The 22,410-nt window shown below is 69.6% G+C and carries 19 protein-coding genes; 13 read left to right on the forward strand and 6 right to left on the reverse strand.

Annotation, left to right across the window (positions count from 1 at the left end; genetic code table 11):
• The first annotated feature begins 36 nt into the window (after nt 1–36).
• The 8 genes from acs (NAF06_RS13520) (at nt 37) to NAF06_RS13555 (ending at nt 9,677) form a co-directional block, all read left to right on the forward strand.
• Nucleotides 37–1,992, forward strand: coding sequence for an acetate--CoA ligase (acs, locus tag NAF06_RS13520; RefSeq protein WP_008581257.1), 1,956 nt, complete (start codon nt 37–39; stop codon nt 1,990–1,992).
• 69 nt (nt 1,993–2,061) lie between these two features.
• Nucleotides 2,062–2,301 carry a DUF2061 domain-containing protein gene (locus NAF06_RS13525; RefSeq protein ID WP_008581258.1) on the forward strand — a complete coding sequence of 80 codons (240 nt, stop codon included), beginning with the start codon at nt 2,062–2,064 and terminating at the stop codon, nt 2,299–2,301.
• Nucleotides 2,302–2,460: 159 nt separating this feature from the next.
• The gene (locus NAF06_RS13530) at nt 2,461–4,293 is read left to right on the forward strand and encodes a bacterio-opsin activator domain-containing protein (protein ID WP_008581261.1); all 1,833 of its coding nucleotides are present in this window, start codon (nt 2,461–2,463) and stop codon (nt 4,291–4,293) included.
• Nucleotides 4,294–4,390: 97 nt separating this feature from the next.
• Nucleotides 4,391–6,385, forward strand: coding sequence for an acetate--CoA ligase (gene acs / locus NAF06_RS13535; protein WP_008581263.1), 1,995 nt, complete (start codon nt 4,391–4,393; stop codon nt 6,383–6,385).
• A gap of 96 nt (nt 6,386–6,481) precedes the next feature.
• Nucleotides 6,482–6,991, forward strand: coding sequence for a DUF4212 domain-containing protein (locus NAF06_RS13540; RefSeq protein ID WP_008581265.1), 510 nt, complete (start codon nt 6,482–6,484; stop codon nt 6,989–6,991).
• Nucleotides 6,988–8,787, forward strand: coding sequence for a VC_2705 family sodium/solute symporter (locus NAF06_RS13545; protein ID WP_008581266.1), 1,800 nt, complete (start codon nt 6,988–6,990; stop codon nt 8,785–8,787). The genes NAF06_RS13540 and NAF06_RS13545 overlap by 4 nt, the downstream gene beginning before the upstream one ends.
• Before the next feature lie 3 nt (nt 8,788–8,790).
• The gene (locus NAF06_RS13550; RefSeq protein WP_008581268.1) at nt 8,791–9,252 is read left to right on the forward strand and encodes a universal stress protein; all 462 of its coding nucleotides are present in this window, start codon (nt 8,791–8,793) and stop codon (nt 9,250–9,252) included.
• A 149-nt stretch (nt 9,253–9,401) separates the two neighbouring features.
• Entirely contained in the window at nt 9,402–9,677 is a 276-nt protein-coding gene (locus NAF06_RS13555) for a DUF8119 family protein (protein WP_008581271.1), read from the forward strand.
• A gap of 28 nt (nt 9,678–9,705) precedes the next feature.
• Here NAF06_RS13555 and NAF06_RS13560 read toward each other — a convergent pair whose 3' ends face one another.
• Complete coding sequence (locus tag NAF06_RS13560; protein WP_008581272.1) at nt 9,706–10,362, reverse strand: SDR family oxidoreductase; 657 nt, start codon at nt 10,360–10,362, stop codon at nt 9,706–9,708.
• An 80-nt stretch (nt 10,363–10,442) separates the two neighbouring features.
• Nucleotides 10,443–13,127, reverse strand: a complete 2,685-nt coding sequence (locus NAF06_RS13565; protein ID WP_008581273.1) for a heavy metal translocating P-type ATPase — start codon at nt 13,125–13,127, stop codon at nt 10,443–10,445.
• Between the two features lie 182 nt (nt 13,128–13,309).
• On the opposite strand from NAF06_RS13565, the gene NAF06_RS13570 reads away from it, so the two are divergent.
• Nucleotides 13,310–13,504, forward strand: a complete 195-nt coding sequence (locus NAF06_RS13570) for a cold-shock protein (RefSeq protein ID WP_004045866.1) — start codon at nt 13,310–13,312, stop codon at nt 13,502–13,504.
• A gap of 117 nt (nt 13,505–13,621) precedes the next feature.
• Complete coding sequence (locus NAF06_RS13575) at nt 13,622–14,209, forward strand: hypothetical protein (RefSeq protein WP_008581275.1); 588 nt, start codon at nt 13,622–13,624, stop codon at nt 14,207–14,209.
• A 43-nt stretch (nt 14,210–14,252) separates the two neighbouring features.
• Here NAF06_RS13575 and NAF06_RS13580 read toward each other — a convergent pair whose 3' ends face one another.
• Nucleotides 14,253–15,248: an SDR family NAD(P)-dependent oxidoreductase gene (locus NAF06_RS13580; protein WP_008581277.1), complete on the reverse strand. Its 996-nt coding sequence runs from the start codon at nt 15,246–15,248 to the stop codon at nt 14,253–14,255.
• Nucleotides 15,249–15,418: 170 nt separating this feature from the next.
• Between NAF06_RS13580 and NAF06_RS13585 the strand changes: the two genes are divergently transcribed.
• Nucleotides 15,419–17,893 (forward strand): DNA topoisomerase VI subunit B, encoded by a 2,475-nt coding sequence (locus NAF06_RS13585; RefSeq protein WP_251106165.1) that lies wholly within the window; start codon nt 15,419–15,421, stop codon nt 17,891–17,893.
• Nucleotides 17,894–18,979 (forward strand): DNA topoisomerase IV subunit A, encoded by a 1,086-nt coding sequence (locus tag NAF06_RS13590; RefSeq protein ID WP_008581302.1) that lies wholly within the window; start codon nt 17,894–17,896, stop codon nt 18,977–18,979. It abuts the gene before it with no gap.
• 559 nt (nt 18,980–19,538) lie between these two features.
• Here the strand turns inward: NAF06_RS13590 and NAF06_RS13595 are convergent.
• Nucleotides 19,539–19,775, reverse strand: a complete 237-nt coding sequence (locus NAF06_RS13595; protein WP_049908553.1) for a CDGSH iron-sulfur domain-containing protein — start codon at nt 19,773–19,775, stop codon at nt 19,539–19,541.
• Between the two features lie 84 nt (nt 19,776–19,859).
• Between NAF06_RS13595 and msrB the strand changes: the two genes are divergently transcribed.
• The gene (msrB, locus tag NAF06_RS13600; RefSeq protein ID WP_008581304.1) at nt 19,860–20,288 is read left to right on the forward strand and encodes a peptide-methionine (R)-S-oxide reductase MsrB; all 429 of its coding nucleotides are present in this window, start codon (nt 19,860–19,862) and stop codon (nt 20,286–20,288) included.
• 42 nt (nt 20,289–20,330) lie between these two features.
• On the opposite strand, the gene NAF06_RS13605 is transcribed toward msrB, so the two are convergent.
• Both NAF06_RS13605 and NAF06_RS13610 read right to left on the reverse strand, forming a co-directional pair.
• The gene (locus NAF06_RS13605; RefSeq protein ID WP_008581305.1) at nt 20,331–21,080 is read right to left on the reverse strand and encodes a sensor histidine kinase; all 750 of its coding nucleotides are present in this window, start codon (nt 21,078–21,080) and stop codon (nt 20,331–20,333) included.
• Between the two features lie 87 nt (nt 21,081–21,167).
• Nucleotides 21,168–22,322 carry an acyl-CoA dehydrogenase family protein gene (locus NAF06_RS13610; RefSeq protein ID WP_008581306.1) on the reverse strand — a complete coding sequence of 385 codons (1,155 nt, stop codon included), beginning with the start codon at nt 22,320–22,322 and terminating at the stop codon, nt 21,168–21,170.
• Nucleotides 22,323–22,410: the final 88 nt, after the last annotated feature.

Genomic DNA, 22,410 nt, shown 5'->3' on the forward strand with positions numbered 1-22,410 from the left:
ACAAAGTATAGGTTTCTCCGCCGGCCATACGATGCCATGGACGAATCCGGGAGCCGCGGTCGGCTCGTCGACGGCGACGGGGACGCCGTCCCGCCGCCGGCCGACTTTCGGGAGCGAGCGGCCGCGAGCGACCCCGCGGTGTACGAGCGGTTCGACCGGGAGGGGCCGGACGCGTGGCGCGAGGCCGCCGACCTGTTGACGTGGGACCGCGAGTACGAGACGGTCCTCGACGACTCCGAGCCGCCCTTCTACGAGTGGTTCCCCGACGGTCGGCTCAACGCCGCGGCGAACTGCGTGGACCGACACCTCGACGAGCGCCGGAACCAGCTCGCGATCCGGTGGTTCGGCAAGCGCGGCGAGCGCCGGTCGTACACCTACCTCGACCTCCACCGCGAGGTGAACGCGCTCGCGGCCGGGCTCCGCGACCTCGGCGTCGAGGAGGACGACGTGGTCACGCTCTACCTGCCGATGGTCCCGGAGCTACCGATCGCGATGCTGGCGTGCGCGCGCATCGGCGCGCCGCACAACGTCGTCTTCGCGGGGCTGTCCGCGGAGGCGCTCGCGACCCGGATCGACGCCGCCGACTCCGAGTACCTGATCACCTGCGACGGCTACTACCGCCGGGAGGACGCGTTCAACCAGAAGTCGAAGGCGGACAACGCCCGGATCCGCGCCGAGGGGGACCTCTCGGCCGCGGTCGTCGTCGACCGCCTCGGGGACGAACTCTCCGTCTCGCTGGGCGACGACGAGCACGAGTACGAGGCCCTCGTCGAGGCGCACGACGGCGAGACGGTCGAGCCGGTCGCGCGCGACGCGACGGACCTGCTGTTCGTGATGTACACCTCCGGGACGACGGGGCGGCCGAAGGGCGTCGAACACGCGACCGGCGGCTACCTCGCACACGTCGCGTGGACGACCCAGAACGTCCTCGACGTGCGCCCCGACGACACCTACTGGTGCGCCGCCGACATCGGCTGGATCACGGGCCACTCCTACGGCGTCTACGGTCCGCTCGCGACGGGGACGACCACCGTGCTGTACGAGGGGTCGCCCGACTACCCGGACCGCGACCGGGTGTGGGACCTGATCGAGCGCAACGCGGTGAGCGTCTTCTACACCTCGCCGACCGCGATCCGCTCGTTCATGAAGTGGGGCGCGGAGTACCCCGACTCCCACGACCTCTCGTCGATCCGGCTGCTGGGGACGGTCGGCGAGTCGATCACGCCGAAGGCGTGGCGCTGGTACCGCGAGCACGTCGGCGGCGGCGACGCGCCGATCGTCGACACGTGGTGGCAGACCGAGACCGGTGCGATCGCGCTCGCCACGCTCCCGGGCGTCACGCCGATGAAGCCGGGGAGGGTCGGACCGCCGCTCCCCGGTATCGACGCGCAGGTCGTCGACGAGGACGGCGAGCCGGTCGACCCCGGCGAGTCCGGCTACCTGACGCTCGCCGCCCCGTGGCCCGGCATGCTGCGCGGGCTCCGCGAGGGCGACGAGCGCTACCTGCGGGAGTACTGGCTGAACGGCGAGGACGGCTGGCGCTACCGCACCGGCGACGGCGCGACCGTCGACGAGGACGGCTACGTCACGATCCTCGGCCGCGTGGACGACGTGATCAACGTCCGCGCGCAGCGGTTCAACACCGGCGAGCTGGAGGCGGCCATCGTCGACGCCGAGGGCGTGACGGAGGCCGCAGTCGTCGGGGACGACGACGGGCGGATCGTCGCGTACGTGACGACGAAGAGCGGCGTCGAACCGGGCGAGGCCCTCCGCGACGCCATCGCGGACCGACTGACGAGCGCCGTCGGGGACGTGGCCCGCGCCGACCGGATCGTGTTCACCCCGGAACTCCCGAAGACGCGCTCCGGGAAGATCATGCGACGGCTGCTGGAGGACATCGCCCGCGGCGAGGAGTTCGGCGACGTGAGCGCCCTCCGCAACCCCGAGGTCGTGGGCGAAATCGAGTCGACCGTTCGGGAAGAACGAAACTGAAATAGGTTACTTTTCTCGTCTCAAGGACCGTCGATAGGTTACTTATCATCGGCGGTCGAAGAACGGGGCATGGACGCGAGCGTCTTCTCCCGGGACGCGGTCAACGCGCGACGCCGAGCGGTGGTCAAGACCCTCTGCTATCGGGCGTTGATGGTGACTATCACCGTCCTCGTCGCGTGGCTCGTCGTCGGGGACGTCGGGCAGGCGGCGAGCATCGGCCTCGTGACCAACGCCGTAAAGACGCTCACTTACTACGGCTACGAGCGCCTGTGGGACCACGTGTCCTGGGGCGTCGGCGTGTCGGGCTGATCGCTGCCGACCGTTTCGGAACCCGCTGGATCCCCGAAGGAAGCCGTCGCCCTCGGCGGTCGGTTCCGGGGGCATCTCGGCCGAGACGAGTCGCTCACCGCCGAGAAGTCCGACTATCGGAACAGTTTTGTTTCGGCTACGTGTTGAGTTCCGAAACAAATGGTCGACGGCCTCGCCCCGGACGCCTACGACGCGCTCGTCACCGCCGCGGAGACGTATCGCGCGGCGCTCGTCGTGAGGCTGGCCGGCGAGGCCGGACTCCGGACCGAGGAGATGACCCGCGTCGCGCCGCGGCACCTCCGCGAAGCGGAGTCGACCGCGGGCGTTCGGATCCTCTCGGTGCCCGCGGCCGGGGGGGACGGCGACGCGGGCGCGGCCGCGACCGGTGATTCGGGGACGACCGCGGCCGGCAACGACGCGGATGCGGCCACGGTCGACGGCGGACGGATCGACAGGGAGACCGTCGTCCCGGCCTCGCTCGCGGCGGATCTCGACCGGTACGCGAGGAGCGAGGGGCTCGACGACGACGAGCCGTACGTCGACGTCTCGCCCCGCCGCGTCCAGATGATCGTGAGCGAGACTGCGGCGCGGGCGGCCGACCTCGCCGACGGGGCGCTCGACGAGCGGGTCACGCCAAGCCTCCTCCGGAAGACGTTCGCCCGGCGGCTGCTCGTCGACCGCGACGTCGACCCGCGGGCGGTCCGCGACGCGGGCGGGTGGGAGTCGCTCGGCACGCTCGACCCCTACCTCGACCCGCTCGACGGGGAGGCGCTCGCGGCCGCGATGGCCGGCGGCGGAGACTCGGCCGACGCGGCCGCGGGACGGACCGGAACGACCGTCCTGTCAGGGTTCGAGGCGCTCGCGGACCCCGGATCGGCGGACCCCGTCGCGGCCGTCCCCGAGGGACTGACCGAGGCGGACCGCTGGGCCGAGGCCTGGGTCGTCCGCCGCGCGGTCGGGGGCGAACGGACGGACGTGGCCGCGGCCGCGGGCGTCGACCCCGAGGCCCTCGCGGACCGCGTCGCGGCCGCCGAGGGGCCGTGGCTGGACGCGATAGCCGACGGCGTGCCGGCCGCGACCGACGGCGGAAAGGGCACGGCGGGGCGGCCGGCGCTTGCGGTCCCGGCGACCTACGAAGGCGTCGTTCACGGCGCGCTCTGCGTCGTCGCGGTCGACGACGACCCGGTCGAGGAGAGCGAGCGCCGGGCCCTCGCCGCGCTCGGTCGGTGTCTCGGGCGGGCGATCACCGCCGACCGGTGGCGGGAGCTGCTCCACTCGGACGCGGTCACCGAGGTCGAGTTCCACACGGCCGACGAGGGGGCGTTCCTCGCGCGGGCGAGCGACCGGCTGGACTGCCGGATCGAACTGGCGTCGACCGTTGACGTCGACGACGACGTGTCGCGGGCGTACCTCTCCGTCGACGGCGCTCGGCCGCAGGACGTCGCGGCCGTCGTCGAGGCAGCGACGGGCGTCTCCGACTTCCGAGTGATCGAGACCCGCGAGGACGGCTGTTCGGCGTCGCTCCGCCTCGCCGACGGCTCGCTGGTCAGGGCGCTCGTCGACCACGGCGCGACGGTCCGCGACGCGTCCGCCGCCGACGGGCGGGTCCGCGTCGTCGCCGACTTCCCGGAGGGAACGAACGTCAGGCCCATCGCCGACGGCCTCCGGGAGCGGTTCGCCGACGTGCGGCTCGCCAGCAAGGAGTCCGTCGCCCGGTCGCCCCGGGCGGAGTCGTCGCTGCGCGAGGGCGTCGCGGACCGGTTCACGGATCGCCAGTGGGCCGCGCTGTCGGCGGCGTACCACGGCGGCTACTTCGACTGGCCGCGCGGCAGCACCGCCGAGGAGGTGGCCGACGCGATGGGCGTCTCCTCGCCGACGTTCCACAACCACCTCCGGAAGGCGCAGCGCGCCCTGCTCGACGGCGTCTTTGAGGAGGAGACGGAGCGCTCCCTCCGCGAGGGCGAGGAGCGCGCGGTCCGCACCGACGGCTGATCGCGGCGGTCCGTCTGGATTCGACGGTAGTCTGTCACGATTTTTCGTATTTAGCGTCAGCGTTTATATGCCGATATCGGTTGGATACGACCGTACCATGACAGAGGGAGACGGCCAACTGGAAGCGAGACTGGCGGAACAGGAGGTATTCGAGCCGTCGGAGTCGTTCGTCGAGCAGGCGAACGTCTCCGACCCGGAGATATACGAGGAGTTCGAGGAGAACTGGCCCGAGTGCTGGGAGGCGGCCGCCGACCTGCTGGAGTGGGAAACCGACTACGACCAGGTGCTCGACGACGGCAACCCGCCCTTCTACGAGTGGTTCACGGGCGGCGAGCTGAACGCGTCGGCGAACTGCCTCGACCGACACCTCGACGAGCGCGGCGACGAGGCCGCCATCGAGTGGGTCGGCGAGCCGGTCGACGAGGACGACCGCACGTACACGTACGAGGAACTCCACCGCGAGGTCAACGAGTTCGCGGCCGCCCTTCGGGAGCAGGGCGTCGAGGAGGACGACGTCGTCACGATGTACATGCCGATGATCCCGGAGCTACCGATCGCGATGCTGGCCTGTGCGCGCATCGGCGCGCCGCACAGCGTCGTGTTCGCCGGGTTCTCGGCCGACGCGCTCGCGACGCGGATGAACTCCGCGGAGTCGGAGTACCTCGTCACCTGCGACGGCTACTACCGCCGCGGCGACCCGCTCGACCACCTCGACAAGGCGAACGAGGGGCTCGCGGACGTCGAGCACGACACGACCACGGTCGTCGTCGACCGCCTCGGTCCGAACGGCGACGACTTCGGTCACGACCTCGGCGACGACCAGATCGACTACGGCGACCTCGTGGCCGAACACGAGGGCGCGGAAGTCGAGCCGGTCACGCGCGACGCCGAGGACATGCTGTTCCTGATGTACACCTCCGGGACGACGGGGGAGCCGAAGGGCGTGAAACACACGACCGGCGGCTACCTCTCGTGGGTGTCGTGGACCTCGCAGTCGGTCCTCGACATCGAGCCGGATGACACGTACTTCTGTTCGGCCGACATCGGCTGGATCACCGGCCACTCGTACATCGTCTACGGCCCGCTCTCGCTCGGGACGACGACGATGATGTACGAGGGGACGCCCGACCACCCGGAGCGCGACCGCCTCTGGGAGATCGTCGAGGAGCACGAGGCGACCCAGCTGTACACCGCCCCGACGGCCATCCGGGCGTTCATGAAGTGGGGCGAGCAGTTCCCGGACCGCCACGACCTCTCCTCGCTGCGGCTGCTCGGCACGGTCGGCGAGCCGATCAACCCGCGCGCGTGGAAGTGGTACTACCAGCACATCGGGAACAAGGAGTGCCCTATCGTCGACACGTGGTGGCAGACCGAGACGGGCGGGATGATGGTGACGACGCTGCCCGGCGTGAAGGACATGAAGCCCGGCGCGGCGGGCCCGGCGCTGCCGGGACTCGACGTCCAGATCCTCGACACGCTCGGCGACGAGGTTGAGCCGGGCAAGGCCGGATATCTCACCGTCCAGAAGCCGTGGCCGGGGATGCTCCGGACGCTGTACAACAACGACGAGCGCTACATCGAGGAGTACTGGGCTGAGTACTCGGACACCGACAGCGACGACCCCGACGACTGGGTGTACTTCCCGGAGGACGGCGCGAAGATCGACGAGGACGGCTACATCACCGTCCTCGGCCGCGTCGACGACGTGCTCAACGTCTCCGGCCACCGGCTGGGGACGATGGAGATCGAGTCCGCCATCGTCGGCGTCGAGGGCGTCGCCGAGGCGGCCGTCGTCGGCGGGAACCACGACATCAAAGGCGAGGCCGTCTACGCGTACGTGACGACCGAGGACGGCTACGAGGGCACCGACGAGCTCCGCGACGCGATCGTCGCGGGCGTCGAGGACGCGATCGGCCCGATCGCGCGGCCCGAACAGGTCGTGTTCACCCCGGACCTGCCGAAGACGCGCTCCGGGAAGATCATGCGTCGCCTGCTCGAAAACATCGCCGACGGCGAGGAGCTCGGGAACACGAGCACGCTTCGGAACCCCGAGATCGTCGAGGAGATCCAGCAGAAGGCCAACGCCGAGTAGCGCTCGGCGGCCCGTTTTCGTCCGTTCCGAACACGACCACGACGGGCGACACGACGACAAACATCACGAAAATACCACACAAACACACGCCAAAACATGACAGATAATAACTCACGCGAACGAGACGACGCCACCGCTACCGGCGGCCGCGCAGCCGACGACGCGGCGACCGATGGTGGCCGCGCAACTGACGACGCGGCGACCGATGGTGGCCGCGCAACTGACGACGCGGCCACCGACGGCGGCGTCGCGACCGGCGCGGCACAGACGCACAACGACACCGACTACCTCGGGGCGGAAGTGAACATCCTAAACCCGAGCACGCCGTACATGCGGGATCACCTCCGCATCGTCTGGTCCGGGTTCGCCGTCTGGGTCCTCGCGGTGTGGGGTCCGGTGACGCTGACGAACTTCGCGCCCGGCGTGATGACGAGCCCGATGCCGATCTTACAGTTCCCGCTTCACTACTTCCTCGTCGCGTTCGGCGCGCCGACCAGCGCGCTCATCCTCGCGTTCTGGTACTCCCGGAAGCGGGACGCGCTCGACGAGAAGTACGGCATCGAGCACGGTGACGTCGCGGCGACCGACGGAGGGACCGACGAATGACGGCCGCGTCGCTCCTCCTACAGAGCGACCTCCTGCCGGAGGCGCTCGACATCTCGTTCAAGCTCGCGCCGTCGATCCTCGTGATCGCGATGCTGGGGCTGTTCCTCACCATCGGATTCGTCTTCCGCGTCGCCGACACGGAGAACATGTGGGTCGCCGGCCGCTCGATCGGGAACGTCGAGAACGGGATGGCGATCGGGGCGAACTGGATGTCCGCCGCCTCCTACCTCGGCATGGCGGCCTCGATCGCGCTCGCGGGGTTCTACGGGCTCGTGTACGTCGTCGGCTGGACGACGGGCTACTTCATCCTGCTCATCTTCCTCGCGGCGCAGCTGCGCCGGTTCGGGAAGTACACCGCGCCGGACTTCGTCGGCGACCGGTTCAACTCCGACACCGCGCGCGCCATCGCGGCGGTGACGACGTTCCTCATCGGCTTCGTCTACGCCATCGGGCAGGCGAAGGGGATGGCGCTGGTCGGACTGTACATCTTCGGCGACTACGGCGGACTCATCCCCGGCCTCGACGGGTACCAGGTGATGGTGGTGGCGATGATGGTCGTCACCGTCGGCTACCTGACGCTGTCCGGGATGCTGGGCGCGACGAAGAACCAGGCGGTCCAGTACGTCATCCTCATCTTGGCGTTCGTCGTCGGGCTGTTCGTCGTCGGCTACACCAACGGCTACTCCACGGTGTTACCGCAGCTCGAGTACGGCGCGCTGATCAGCCAGCTCGGCAGCGAGTTCTCCGAGCCGTTCGCCTCGTCGAGCTACTACCTGTGGGTCGCCACGACCTTCTCGCTCATCGTCGGGACCTGCGGGTTGCCGCACGTGCTCGTCCGGTTCTACACGGTCGAGAGCGAGCGGACGGCCCGCTGGTCGACGGTCTGGGGGCTGTTCTTCATCTGTATCCTGTACTGGAGCGCCCCGGCGTTCGCGGCGTTCGGTACGGACCTCTACTCGCAGAACGTCGGCGCGACGTACGGCGACCCCGGCATGACGGGCGCGGCCAGCGAGGTCATCGTCGTGCTGGCGGCACAGCTGTCCGGGCTCCCGGACTGGTTCGTCGGCATCGTCGCGGCGGGCGGTATCGCCGCCGCCATCGCGACGGTCGCCGGGCTGTTCATCGCCGGCTCGTCGGCGATCAGCCACGACATCTACACGAACATCATCAACGAGGACGCGACGCAACGCCAGCAGATCCTGGTCGGTCGCCTCTCGATCGTCGCGCTGGGCGCGCTGACCACGCTGGCAGCGCTCAACCCCGCGTCGTCGATCGCGGCGCTCGTCGGCTACGCGTTCTCGCTCGCCGGCTCCGTCCTGTTCCCGATGTTCTTCCTCGGCATGTGGTGGGAGAACGCCAACCGGCAGGGCGCGCTCGCCGGCATGACGACGGGACTGACGCTCTGGTCGATCCCGATGATCAACCAGATCGTCCCGACGTACGTCAGTTCCCTCGAAGCGCCGCTGTCGGCCGGGCTGGCGACGTGGATGCCCGCCATCGGCTCGGCGCTCATCACGCTCCCGGTCGTGTTCGTCGTCACCATCGTCGTCTCGATGGCGACCGACGAGCCGTCGCTGGAGACGAAGCGGATCGTCCGGCAGTGTCACAGCCCCGAACCGATGGGACAGCAGCAGACCGCCGAGGACGTCGTCGCCGCGGACGGCGGCGAGGACGTGGCGACGGACGGCGGCCGCGCAGTTGACGACGCGGCCGCCGAGGGCGACCGCGCAGTTGACGGCGCGGCCGCCGAGGGCGACCGCGCAGTTGACGACGAAGTCACGGAGGAGTCGGAGTAATCCATGTACGAACGCATCCTCGTCCCCACGGACGGTAGCGACGTCGCGGAGGCCGCCGTCGACCACGCGCTCGACCTCGCGGAGCGGTACGACGCCGAGGTCCACGCGCTGTACGTGGTCGACATCGACTCGGTGAACTTCAGTCTCGGGACCGAGCAGGTCGACCGGCTCAAGCAGGGCCGGTTCGACGAGATGGGAGAGCTGAAAGACCAGGCCGACGAGGCCACCGGCGTGGTCGCCGACCGCGGCGACGAGCGCGGCGTCGACGTCGTCGAACACGTCTCCGGCGGCCGACCCCACAAGGTGATCGCCAACTACGCCGAGGACCACGGCATCGACCTCATCGTGATGGGGAGCCACGGCCGGGCCGGCGTGCGCCGCGCGCTGCTCGGCAGCGTGACGGAGCGCACCCTGCGCTCGACGCACGTCCCCGTCCTCGTCGTCGACTACCTCGAGGAGGACTGACACCGCCTCGACGGGAACTGACACCGCCTCGACGGGGACCGACCCCCGACGAGCGCGGCCGCCTCGGCAGTCGATGAATCGCTCCGTCGCGCGGTCGACGGCGCGCGATTCCGCAACACCGACGTACCCCCTCCGCACACACTCACCTCATGCCCGACTCGGACGCCGCAGAGCCGCCGGACGACGAGCCGACCGACCCGAGCGTCGCCGACCGCGCCCGGCACGTGCTCAGCGAGAACGGGACCGGAATGTTACAGGACCTGCTGTTCGCGCTCGTGTGGGTGGGGCTCGCGTCGGCGCTGTACAACGTCGCCTTCTCGACGGCCCCGCAGTGGGTCCTGTACATGTTCATGCTCGCGGGGATCCCGGCCTACTTCGGCTTCTTCATCTCGCTGGAGATGGCGAAGGAACGCAGCGCGCGCTGAGTCGGACCGCTCTCTTCCGTTCGGTCGGTCAGTCGGCGAGGTCGCGGATGTCCGAGACGTCGAGCAGCCGCTCGCCCGGGTCCAGCGCGGCGCGATACGCGGCGCGCGCGACGGTGCCGACGGCGAGCGGCCGCGACTCGCCGAGCCGGGACGCGATCGGCGGCGCGCTCGCGGCGAACCGGAGGACGCGGTCGGCGACCCCTGGGAGGTGCGGCTGTCCCTCGCCGTACACCGGTCCCGGCCGGAGGACGACGGTGTCGAGGTCGAGGTCGGCTATCGAGGCCTCCGTCCGGCGCTTTGCGGTCAGGTAGGCGTTCCGGACGCCGGGCGGCTTCGCGGCCGCGGAGAGGAACACGAAGGCGTCGACGCCGGCGCGCTCGGCTTCTAAGGCCGCGAGAACGCCCGCGTCGCCGTTGACGCGCTCGAAGGTGACGCCCTCCGTCGGCGACTCGGTGAGCGTTCCGACCGAGTGGACGACGGCGTCGACGCCGTCGAGTCGGTCGCGCCACGCGTTCGGGCGGAAGAGGTCGGCGCTCGTCCACGAGACGGCCTCGACCCACTCCTCGTCGACCTCGGGGCGACCGCTCCGCGACACGCTGCGGACCTCGTGGCCGTCGCGGACGGCGAACCGACAGACGTCGCGTCCGATGAAGCCGCTGCCGCCGACGACGAGGAGGGTCGACATACCTCGGGGTACGGCCCGGGCCGTCTTGGGGCTTCGGGACGGCGTTCAAAAGTGAAGCGGGGGTGGCGGCCGCGAGTCGATCAGCGCCGGAGGAAGCCGAGGAGCGCGTAGTCGCGGTCGGGGTCGTACCGCCGGAACAGCAGGCTGTTCGTCAGCACCGACACCGACGAGAACGCCATCGCGCCGGCCGCGAGGGCCGGCTGGAGTAGTCCGAGCGAGGCGAGCGGGATCATCGCGGTGTTGTAGCCGAGCGCCCACACGAGGTTCTGTTTGATCTTCCGGAGCGTCGCGTCCGAGACGCGGATCGCCTTCACGACGTCGAGCGGGTCGTCCCGCATCAGCGTCACGTCGGCGGCCTCGATGGCCACGTCGGTCCCCGAGCCGATGGCGGTCCCGACGTACGCGACCGCGAGCGCCGGGGCGTCGTTGACGCCGTCGCCGACCATCATCGCCTTTCGGCCCTCGTCTTGGATCGTCTCCACGGCGTCGGACTTGTCCTCGGGGAGGACCTCGGCCCGGACGTTCCCGGGGTCGATCCCGACCCGCTCGGCGACCGCGCGGGCCGTGCGCTCGTTGTCGCCCGTGATCAGCATCACGTCGACGCCGCGCTCGCGCAGCTGGCTCACCGCCTCCGCGGCGCTTGGTTTCACCGTGTCGGCGTCGGCGACGACGCCGAGGAGCTCCCCGCCGTCAGCGCCGGCGGGGACGCGGGCGACGAGCATCGCGGTCTTCCCCTCGCGTTCGAGCCGCTCCATCGTCTCCGCGGCCGGCTCGGGATCGATCCCGGCGTCGCGCAGCAGCTTCCGGTTGCCGACCAGCACCTCGTCGCCGTCCACGGTCGCTCTCACACCGTGACCCGGCACGTTCTCGAACGACTCGGGGTCGGAGAGGTCGAGCCCGCGCGCCTCGCCCCCGTCGACGACGGCGCGGGCGAGGGGGTGTTCGCTGCCGCGCTCCGCGCTCGCGGCGAGCCGAAGCACCTCTTCTTCGGCCGTCGCCGTCGAATCGCCGGTCGCCGCGTCCTCGCTTGCCGCCGCTTCGCTCCCGCTCTCGACGACAGCGCCCCCGTCGGGCACCTCGCCGACCGCGACAACGTCCGTGAGCTCCATCTCGCCGCGCGTGAGCGTCCCGGTCTTGTCGAAGACGACGGTGTCGACGTCCTTCGTGCGTTCGAGGACGTCGCCGCCCTTGAACAGGACGCCGTTCCGGGCCCCGATGGTGGTCCCGACCATCGTCGCGGCCGGGGTCGCGAGGCCGAGCGCGCAGGGACACGCGATCAGGACCGAGGAGGCGAACACGACCACCGCGAACTCGAACACGGAGACGCCCCCGCCGACCGGCGCGGGCCCGCCCGCGACCTGTCCCCACAGCGGGAGCCGGTCGACGAACGCCGCGAGCGTCTCGGGGAAGAGGAACCAGACGACCCCCCACAGCAGGGCGTTCGCGATGACCGCCGGCACGAAGTACGCGGAGATGCGGTCCGCGAGGTTCTGGATGTCGGGCTGGCGCGACTGCGCCTCCTTCACGGTCCGGACGATCTGCTGGAGGGCGGTGTCCGCGCCGACCTTCGTCGCCTCAACCACGAGGAGCCCGTTCTCGTTGACGGTCGAGCCGACGACCTCGTCGCCCTCGGTCTTCTCGACCGGGACGGACTCGCCGGTGACCATCGACTCGTCGACGGCTGACTGCCCCTCGACGACGACGCCGTCGGTCGGGACGCGCTCGCCCGGCCGGACCTTCATCCGGTCGCCGACGGCGACCTCGTCGAGCGGGACCTCCTCCTCGTCGCCGTCCTCGTCGACGAGGGTGGCGGTGTCGGCCTCCATCTCCAACAGCTTCCGGAGCGCCTCGCCGGCCCGCCCCTTCGAGCGCGCTTCGAGGTAGTTGCCGAGCGTGATGAAGACGAGGATGAGCGCGGCCGTGTCGAAGTAGACGCTCCCGGCGACCAGGTCGAGGAGGACGGCGACGGAGTAGACGTACGCCGTCGTGGAGCCCAACGCGATCAGCACGTCCATGTTGGCGCGCCCGTTCGTGACGAGCGCCGTGTAGGAGTTCCTGTAGAACGGCCGGCCGAGCACGACCTGGACCGGCGTCGCGAGCGCGAACGCGACCCAGTGGATCCCGACGCCGAAGACCCGGTCCGGGACGACCGCGCCGCCGAGGAGGAGGGCGTCGATCATGAAGAAGAGCAGCGGCGCGGAGAGCGCGGCCCCGAACAGCGTCAGCCGGCGCTGCCTGCGGATCTCGGCGTTCCGGGCCGCATCGCGCGCGCTCTCGTCCGAGCCGTCCCCGCCCGTGCCGTCGGCCCCCTCACCGCCATCTCCCCCGCCGTCGCCGCTGCCGTCCTCGCGGACCGGCGAGTACCCAGCGTCCTCGACGGCGTCGTACAGCGCCGAGAGCGAGGTGTCGGCGGGGTTGTACCGCACCCGCGCCTCGTCGGTCGCGTAGTTCACGTCGGCCTCGATGACCCCGTCGACCGCTTCGATGGCGTCGCGGTTGGCGTCCGCGCAGTTCGCACAGCTCATGTCGGTGATCGCCACGGTCACCGTCTCGGAGACGGCCCCGTAGCCCGCGTCCTCGATCGCCTCGTAGATCGCGGCGAGCGAGGTCCGCTCCGGGTCGTACTCGACGCTGGCCTCGTCGGTCGCGTAGTTCGCGTCCGCCCGCGAGACCCCGTCGAGCGACGCCACGGCGTCGCCGACGGTCGCCGAGCAGTTGGCGCAGCTCATCCCCGTGATGTCGAGGTGGGCGGTTCTGGTGCTCATCTTGGGTAGTACTACGGGCTACTCCCTTAGTGCGTTTTCCCATTCGGAAGCAAAGTCTGAGGCGGATCGGATTTTGGAATCGAAAGCGATCGGCGCGGATCGGCCGAGTTCGGTCCGAGTTTCGGTCGGCGGTCGCGGCGCACGCAACACTTATACGCACGTCGGGAGACAGTTGAGACGCGATGGCGACAGGCAAGGTCGACTTCTTCAACGACACCGGCGGCTACGGATTCATCGAGACTGACGACGCTGACGAGGACGTGTTCTTCCACATGGAAGACGTCGGCGGCCCGGACCTCGAGGAGGGACAGGAGGTAGAGTTCGAGATCGAGGAGGCGGACAAGGGTCCGCGCGCGACGAACCTCACTCGGCTGTAACTCGCCCGGCGGTATCCGCTACCGGCAGACTCGGACAGCTCTCGAAACGCGTTCCCGTATATTCACGCCCCGAGCGACTGCGCCGCCGTTTTGGTCGGCGAGCGTCGATCGCCCTCCATGGCGGGTGACGACACTCACGCGGCCCCGGACGACGACGACGCTCACGCGGTCACGGACGACCTCGACGCGTTCGTCGCCGAGAACCTCGACCGCTACGCCGAGACGCAGGGCGTCCTCCCCGAACGGCTCGACGAGTTCGGCGAGACGTACCGCTCGCAGGGCCACCTGACCCGGGACCAGCTGTACGAGATCGCCTACGAGTCGTCGACGCGGAGCGCCTACCACGTCGAGAAGAACCCCGAGGCGCGGTGTCGGGAGGTCACCGAGAACGCCCGCGCGGTCGACGGTGACTTCTCGACGATCCACCTGATCACGGGGCTCGCCGGGTTCAAAGCGCCGACCGCGTCGTGCGTGGTCGCCGCGCTCGACGGCGACCGGCACGCCGTCGTCGACACTCGGGTCTGGGCGTCGCTCGAACGGTTGGGCTACCTCGACGGGCGCAAGGAGTCGTTCGACGCCGGCGACTACGTCGCGATGATCGGGCCGATCCGCGAGATCGCCGACGAGACGGGCCACCGGGCGGTCGACGTGGGGTACGCGCTGTTCGCGCACGACGCGCACGTCAGGGAGGGGACGCTCCACTGAGGCGGTCACCGCGTCGGCGAGGCGGTCGACCGCGCCGGTCCCGTCAGACCGGGAACTCGACGCCGGTCGCCTCGGTCGAGTACTCCCAGAGCCTCCGAGCGTCCTCGCGGTCGTAGGAGGCGTCGTTCGACCGGCCGACGGTCGGATGTCCGCGCATGTTCATCAGGCCGCCCGGCTCGACGTACGCGCCGCCGTCGACATCGGCCGTCGCGGCGTACAGCATGGGTTCGACGCCGACATCGGGATCCTGCCCGAGGACGGCGTTCGCGGCCTTCATCCCGACCTTCATCAGCGGATTCCCGCTCTCGTCGGCGGTCCGCATCTGGAGGTTCGTGTCGGTGTAGCCGGGGTGGCAGGCGACGCTCCGGACGCCGCTTACGTCCTCGGCGTCGTCGAGCCGCCGCTGGAGTTCGTAGGCGAAGAGCAGGTTCGACAGCTTGCTGCGCCCGTACGCCTTCCACTTCCCGTACGACCGCTCCCAGTTGAGGTCGGTGAAGTCCATCTCGCCCTGCTCGTGCGCGCCCGAGGACTGGGTGACGACGCGCGCGTCGCCGGACTCCGTCCGGCTTCCAGCGGCGCTGTGCGCCGCCCCGTCGCCCCCGATCCCCTCTGCGGCGTCGAGGAGCGGAAAGAGCCGGCCGGTGAGCGCGAAGTGGCCGAGGTGGTTGACGCCGAACTGGGTCTCGAACCCGTCCTCGGTCTCGCTCCGCGGGATGGCCATCACGCCCGCGTTGTTACAGAGCACGTCGACCGCCTCGTAGTCGTCGGCGAGCCCCTCGGCGAACGCCGCCACGGAGTCGAGCGACGCGAGGTCGCACTCGCGCACGTCGAGGTCGCCGTCGACCGCGCCGCCCGCGTCGGCGCGGATCTCGGCGGCCGCGTCCTCGGCGCGCTCGACGCTCCGGCACGCCATCACGACGGTCGCCCCCTTGGCGGCGAACGCGCGGGTTCCCTCGAACCCGAGCCCGCTGTTCGCCCCCGTGACGACAACCGTCTTCCCGTCCAACCGCGGCATGTCCTCGGCCGTCCAGTCGGTCATGTCACGACGGAGGGGCGTCACGGTGAGAAACCTGTCGGCCGGATCGGAGGTCGCCGTCCCGTGGGAGACGCTCCCGAACAGGGCGACAAGACGGCGTCTGCCGCGGAGATACACTTTCACCGCGCCGCCGGTGCGTTTTTAACTGCCTCGGTGGAAGGGAGGGACACCGAATGACGTCCTTCCAGTCGACGATCGGCGACGAGGAGGGGATCGCGGAGGAGCTGGCGGAGGGCCAGCGCGAGATCTCCATCGCCGAGTTCTTCGAGAAGAACAAACACATGCTCGGGTTCGACTCGGGCGCTCGCGGGCTCGTCACCGCCGTCAAGGAGGCGGTCGACAACGCCCTCGACGCGACCGAGGAGGCCGGCTACCTCCCCGACATCTACATCGAGATCGAGGAGGTGGGCGACTACTACCGGCTCGTCATCGAGGACAACGGGCCGGGCATCACGAAAGAACAGCTCCCCAAGGTGTTCGGGAAGCTCCTGTACGGCAGCCGGTTCCACGCCCGCGAGCAGTCGCGCGGCCAGCAGGGGATCGGCATCTCGGCGGCCGTGCTCTACTCCCAGCTGACCTCCGGCCAGCCGGCGAAGATCACCTCGCGGCCGAAGGGCCAGTCGCGGGCGCAGTACTTCGAGCTCATCATCGACACGGACACGAACGAGCCGGAGATCCAGACCGACGAGGAGACGACGTGGGACCGCCCGCACGGCACGCGGATCGAGCTGGAGATGGAGGCGAACATGCGCGCCCGCCAGCAGCTCCACGACTACGTGAAACACACGGCGGTCGTCAACCCCCACGCGCGGCTCGAACTGCGCGAGCCGGGGCTCGACGAGCCGATGAAGTTCGAGCGCGCGACCGACGAGCTGCCGGCGGAGACTCACGAAATTCGACCGCACCCGCACGGCGTCGAACTCGGGTCGCTGATCAAGATGCTGGAGGCGACCGAGTCGTACTCGGTCTCCGGATTCCTCCAAGAGGAGTTCACGCGCGTCGGCAAGAAGACCGCCGACTCGGTCATCGACAACTTCCGCGACGTGTACTACGGCCGGGAGCTGTCGTGGTCGCCGCCGCGCGCCCACGCCGACCGCGACGTCGCGAGCACGGTGGCCGAGGCGGTCGCCAACAAGGGCAAGGACGCGACGACCGCCTTCGCCGAGGGCGTCGCGGAGGCGGTCGGGAACAACGACCGGCTCGCCCGGTCCGAGGTCGCCGCGATCGTCGACGAGGTCGCCGAGACGGTCGCGGACGACACGGGCAAGACGTTCGGCGGCACCGTCCGCGAGAACGCGGTCGACGCCGCGTGGCGAGCGGTCACCGGAGTCGGCGGCGACGAGGACGGAGACGCGGCCGACGCGTCCGGCGAGGGCGACGCGGACGACGAGGGCGACACCATCGAGTCCCCGCTCGTCCCCGACATCTACGCCCTGGTCGACGACGCGACGTCGACCCGGAAGGACGACGCCGCGATCCAGGCGATGGCCGAGGCGCTGGCGCGCCGGTTCGAGAACCTCGACGGCGACGCGTTCCGGGTCACGCTCGACGACCTCGAACGGCTCGTCGCCGACGCGGCGTCGTTCGTCGCCGAGCAGCGAGACGCGACGTTCGGCGAGACCGCCCGCGAGAACGTCGTCGAGGCGTTCTGGTCGCGGGCGGTGACGGTCCCGGACGACCCGCCGAAGGTGAAGGCGATCGCGGGGAGCCGGGACGCGGCCGCCGACCTGCTCGAAGCGATGCGGACCACGGACATCCTCGCGCCGCCGACCGACTGCCTCGCGCCGATCACGGAGGAACTGGTCGAGGCGGGGCTGCGGAAGGAGTACGACGCCGACTTCTACGCGGCCGCGACCCGCGACGCCGACGTTCACGGCGGCGACCCCTTCATCGTCGAGGCCGGCATCGCCTACGGTGGGGAGATCCCGTCGGAGGGGTCGGTCGAACTGCTGCGGTTCGCGAACCGCGTCCCGCTCGTCTACCAGCGCGGCGCGTGCGCGACGACGGACGTGATCAAGGGGATCGGCTGGCGGAACTACGGGTTAGACCAGCCCGGCGGCTCCGGCATGCCGAACGGGCCGGCGGTCATCAGCATCCACGTCGCCTCCACCAACGTCCCGTTCACGAGCGAGTCGAAGGACGCGCTCGCGAACGTCCCGGAGATCGAAGACGAGATCGAACTGGCGGTGCGCGAGGCGGCCCGCGAGCTGAAGTCGTTCCTCAACAAGCGGCGCTCGATGCAGCAGCGCCGGGAGAAACAGGACGTCCTCGGTCGGATCCTCCCCGAGATGGCCGACAAGGTGTCGGAGGTGACGGGCCGGTCGCGCCCCGACATCGACGGGGCCTTGGCGCGGATCATGAACAACGTCAGCGTCGAGCGCGAGGTGAACGGCGAGACGGTGACGCTGGTGGTCGAGAACCACTCGGACGTGAACGAGGAGCTGGAGATCACGGACATCGTCTCGGCGGAGCCGACCGACCTCTCGGACGGGACGGCCGTGGACATGGACGGCGAGTGGTTCGTCCAGTGGAAGCCCGAGGTGCCCTCGGGCGACGAGCGGGAACTGACGTACGCGGTCGACGGCGACGCGGAGTTCGAGGTCAGCGTCGGCGGCGTGGAGACGGAGAAACTGACGGTGAACGCCTAAATGACGACCGAAAGCGACGCACGAGACGAGCTGATCGACCTGGCCGCGGACTTCTACGACCAGTTCGCGGACGGGAGGATCCCGGAGATGACGCTCCCCACGCGGACGAAGAGCAACATCGAGTACGACGAGGAGAGCGGCGTCTGGACGTACGGCGACCGCACCTCGACGCGCAGCGCCAACTCGGTGCGGGGCGCGCGCAAGCTGTTGAAGGCGGCGTACACGATCGAGTTCCTCGCCGACCAGCTGGACGACGACCGCTCCTCGACGCTGCGTGAGCTGTACTACCTCTCGGAGTCGTGGGACAACGACGAGGCGCAGTTCAAGAGCCAAGACGAGTCGAACGACCTCGTGGAGGACCTCGAAATCGTCACGGGCGTCACCCGCGAGGACTTCCACATGCGGCCGGAGGAGTCCGGCGCGAAGGTGATGGGACCGCTGGAGATCCGCGAGCAGACCAACCGCGGCGACCGCGAGATCCACTGCCAGCTCGACGTGGGACAGGGCGGCTACCAGATCCCAAACAACCCGGACACGATCGAGTTCCTCGACAACGACGCCGAGTTCGTCCTCTGCGTCGAGACCGGCGGCATGCGCGACCGGCTCGTCGAGAACGGGTTCGACGAGGCACACGACGCCCTCGTCGTCCACCTCGGCGGCCAGCCCGCCCGCGCCACGCGCCGGCTGACGAAGCGGTTCCGCGACGAGCTCGACCTCCCCGTGGTGGTGTTCACGGACGGCGATCCGTGGTCGTACCGGATCTACGGCTCCGTGGCGTACGGCTCGATCAAGTCCGCGCACCTCTCGAAGTACCTCGCGACGCCGGAGGCGCGGTTCATCGGGATCCAGCCCGAGGACATCGTGGAGTACGACCTCCCGAGCGACCCGCTCTCGGACTCCGACATCAACGCCCTCGAATCCGAGCTGGAGGACCCGCGCTTCCAGACCGACTACTGGGAGGAGCAGATCGAACTACAGCTCGACATCGGGAAGAAGTCCGAACAGCAGTCGCTGGCGAGCCGCGGCCTCGACTTCGTCACCGACACCTACCTCCCCGAGCGGCTCGGCGAGATGGGCGTGCTGTAAGAAGAGACCCCGAAACATCGACGATGGCGCGTGCCTGCGAGCGCCCGACAGGGCGCGAAGCCAGCACGCGCGAGGTCGTCGGGCTTCGCCCGACTGCCCGTGGCGCGTCGCGCCACGCTGTCGCCGGCGCTGCGCGCCGGCTGCCAGAGGGACCGAAGGTCCCTCGCTGGACGCGGCGAACGCGAGCGACAAAGCCGCGAGCCGTGAGCCGCGAGCCGTGAGCCGCGAGGCTGGGGAGGCGTGAGGTGCGGCCGCTGTGCGTTCCCGCGAGCGAAGTGAGCGGGAGCACGGGAGTCGCAGCCCGCACAGCGAAGCGAGCAGGAACGTCTTCCGGTGGGGCGGGACTCGAAGGGGCAGTCGCGAGGCGGTCGCGGGCGTTCACGAGAGCGGAGCTCTCGTGAGCCAATCAGAACGCTTCGTGTTCTGATGACGACGCGAGCACCGCAAGGAGCGGGTGAAACGAGCGACTGAGGAGCGCGGCGAGCGTGCGCCCGCCTCCCGGCTGGGGCTTCGGCCGTGTTCACATCCCCGGTCGGCTGACTATCCGATCCCGTGATCTTCACTCCTCGTCATCCGCGATCTCGCCGACCTCGCGTCGCTCGCCGTCGGCGTCGTCGTTCGCGTATTTATAAACGACGCCCGCCTCCTCGTCGGCAGTCGCGTTGTGCGACCCGTCACAGAGCGGTTTCGAGTCCGACAGGCCGCACTGACAGACGTAGATCTTCCCGTCGTCCCCCTTGTCGTCGTCGTCGAGAATCGCCGGTCCGTCCGCTTCATGTGTCACTTCCCGGGCCATGAATCGCGAGTCGGCCGCGACTCGCATACCGTTTGCGACGCCGACCGCCGCAACCCCCTTGCCCGTGGGGGACGTATCGGTGGTATGAGCGAGACGAGCGATTCGACCGAGACAGGCGGCGTCGACCCGGAGGAACTGACCGACGAGGAGTGGCGCGAGCGACTCACGGACGAGGAGTACCGCGTGCTGCGCGAGAGCGGCACAGAGGCGAAGTTCTCCGGCGAGTACGTCGACCACCACCCCGACGACGGGGAGTACCGCTGTCGGGCCTGCGGAACCGTCCTCTTCGAGGCCGAGACGAAGTACGAGTCGGGCTGCGGCTGGCCCGCCTTCTACGCCGCCGAGGAGGAGAACGTCACGACCACGATAGACACCAGCCACGGGATGCGCCGCACCGAGGTCCGCTGTGCGAACTGCGACTCCCACCTCGGGCACGTGTTCGACGACGGGCCGGAGCCGACCGGGAAGCGGTTCTGTATCAACTCGGTCGCGATGGAGTACGACGACGAGTAGGCGGGTTCGACGGGGATCGCCCCCGCTACCCGGACTAACGCGTCACCCCTCGCAGAGCGGCAGCCTGACGACGAATATCGCGCCCTTCGGCTCGTTGTCCTCGATCCACACGTCGCCGCCGTAGATCTCGACGAGCGACCGGACCAGGTACAGCCCGATCCCCGCGCCCGGGCTGTCGAGCCCCTTCTCTCCCTTGCCGAACACCTCGTCCCGCTGGTCTTCGGGGATCCCCGGTCCGTTGTCCGCGACCCGCACCTCGGCGACGCCGTCGTCCGCCTCGACGGTCGCCGAGACCGTCACCTTCGGCGGCGTCTCGTCGTTGTGCTGGACCGCGTTCCGCAGCAGGTTCCGGAACACCGAGCTCAGCATCTCGTCGCCGGCCACCTCGACCGCGGGGAACGACCCCTCGACCGTGAAGACCGCCTCCGAGTACGCCGACCGGACCTCCTCGACCTGCTGTGAAAGCACGCGGTCGAGCGAGATGCGGCTCGGTTCGGCGTCGTCCCGGAGCATCACCTCCGCGAGGTCGCGGACCGTCGTGGTGAGCGAGACGGCGCTCTGGGTGTTGCGCTTGATGACGTCGAGGTACTCCTCCCCTTCCTCGTCGACGTGGTCGTCGAGGAGTTCCGCGTACGCGCCGACGAGCTGGAGGTCGTTTCGGATGTCGTGGCGCATCACCTGATTCAACAGCCGGAGGTCGTCGCGCTGGCGCTTGAGCCGCTCTTCCGGGTCCGCCTCCTCGCCGGTCCGAACGGTCCCCCCGTCCGTCTCGGCGTCCGCGTCGTCGCTCATGCCGGGATCGTACGCTCGCCCGGCGCTTCTACGTACCGATCGCGATCGGGGTGCCGGTCGCCCCCAGACTCTCTCGCCGACTCGCCCTCAGACCCCCTCGTCGAGCAGTTCCCGGGCGACGATGTTCTTCTGGATCTCGGTGGTTCCCTCGTAGATCTGGGTGATCTTCGCGTCGCGGTAGAGCCGCTCGACGTCGTGGTCGTTGACGAAGCCGGCACCGCCGTGGACCTGGACCGCCTCGTCGGCGACCTCGACCGCGGTCCGGGAGGCGAACTCCTTGGCTATCGACGCGAGCGCGGTCAGGTCGCCGGCCTCGTTGTCGACCGCCCACGCGGAGCGGTAGGTGAGCCAGCGGGCCGCCTCGGTGTTCGTGTGCATCTCCGCGAGCTTGTGTTTGATCGCCTGGAAGTCGCTGATCGGGCGGTCGAACTGTTCGCGTTCCTCCGCGTACTCCAGCGCCCGCTCGGCCGCGCCGCGCGCGATCCCGACGCCCTGCGCGGCGACCGAGGTTCGGGTCTCGTCGAAGAACTGCATGAGCTGGAGGAACCCCATCCCGCGCTGCCCGATCAGGTTCTCCTCCGGCACCCTGACGTCGTCGAACCGCAGCTCCGCGGTGTCGCTCGCGCGGATCCCGAGCTTCCCGGTGATCTTGTCGGCCGTGAGTCCGTCGCGGTCTCCCTCGACGAGGATCTGCGAGTAGCCCGAGTAGCGGTCGTCGATCTCGGGGTCGGTCTCGCAGACGACGACGAAGTAGTCGGCGACGGTGCCGTTCGTGATCCACATCTTCGAGCCGTTGATCACCCACTCGTCGCCGTCCTTCTCCGCGCGGGTCGCCACCGAGGTCACGTCCGACCCCGCCTGCGGCTCCGAGATGGCCGACCCCATCACCGCGTCGCCGGCGGTCACCTCCGGCAGAACGCGCTCCTTCTGTTCTTCCGTCCCGAACTCCATCAGCGCCTCCGCGCCGAACCCGGCGCTGGAGATACACAGGCCGATCCCGGGATCGGCCGCGAACAGCTCCTCGGTGAGGATCGCGTTCTCCAGCGACGAGTAGCCGATGCCGCCGTACTCGACCGGGACGTGCGGCGCTAACAGCCCCATGTCGGCGGCCTTGTCCATGACCTCGTGCGGGTACTTCTCCTCGACGTCGTACTCCGTGGCGACCGGCTTGATCTCCTCCTCGGCGAACTTCCGCACCTCGTCGCGTAGCTGTTTCTGCTCGTCCGTTAGCTGGAACTCCATACGCCGACGATCAGGATCGAGCGTGATAATCGTTGGCGAACGCTGATAAATTCGCGAAAAGTTGTCCGTTTACCCGTCCGGATCCCAG

It is taken from the genome of Halorubrum hochsteinianum (assembly GCF_023702125.1).
Classification (GTDB): domain Archaea; phylum Halobacteriota; class Halobacteria; order Halobacteriales; family Haloferacaceae; genus Halorubrum; species Halorubrum hochsteinianum.